The following is a 632-nucleotide window of genomic DNA, read 5'->3' as shown; positions in this document are numbered from 1 at the left end:
AACAAAAAGTTAAGCTACAAAGGGCATATGGCGGATGCCTAGGCGTTTCGAGCCGATGAAGGACGCGATAAGCTGCGATAAGTCATGGGGAGCCGCAAGTAGGCTTTGAGCCATGAATCTCCGAATGGGGCAACCCGGTACGAGTCATGTCGTACCATCTACGGAAGGCAGACCTGGTGAACTGAAACATCTAAGTAGCCAGAGGAAAAGTAATCAAAAGAGATTCCCATAGTAGCGGCGAGCGAACAGGGAAGAGCCCAAACCGGACGTCTTCGGACGACCGGGGTTGAGGACTGGCATAAAGGGAAGAATTTCTAGCTGAAGCTTCTGGGAAGGAGCGGCACAGAAGGTGAAACCCCCGTAAGCGAAAGAGATTCCAACGGGCCAGTATCCAGAGTACCACGAGACACGTGAAACCTTGTGGGAAGCAGGGTGGACCACCATCCAAGGCAAAATACTACGAAACGACCGATAGCGCATAGTACCGTGAGGGAAAGGTGAAAAGGACCCCGGGAGGGGAGTGAAATAGAACCTGAAACCGTATGTCTACAAGCAGTCGAAGCACTTTATATGTGCGACGGCGTGCCTATTGAAGAATGAACCGGCGAGTTAATTTTTGTTGCGAGGTTAAG

At 51.1% G+C, this 632-nt stretch carries 1 rRNA gene; it reads left to right on the top strand.

The features are described from left to right. Positions 1–7: 7 nt before the first annotated feature. Positions 8–632: ribosomal RNA gene (locus FZ041_RS14335) — 23S ribosomal RNA — on the top strand; the annotation flags it as partial.

This window comes from Pseudoselenomonas caprae, from assembly GCF_008271345.1.
Taxonomy (GTDB): domain Bacteria; phylum Bacillota; class Negativicutes; order Selenomonadales; family Selenomonadaceae; genus Selenomonas_A; species Selenomonas_A caprae.
The sequence above is the reverse complement of the archived record's forward strand: the minus strand, read 5'-3'. Positions and strand labels throughout refer to the sequence as shown.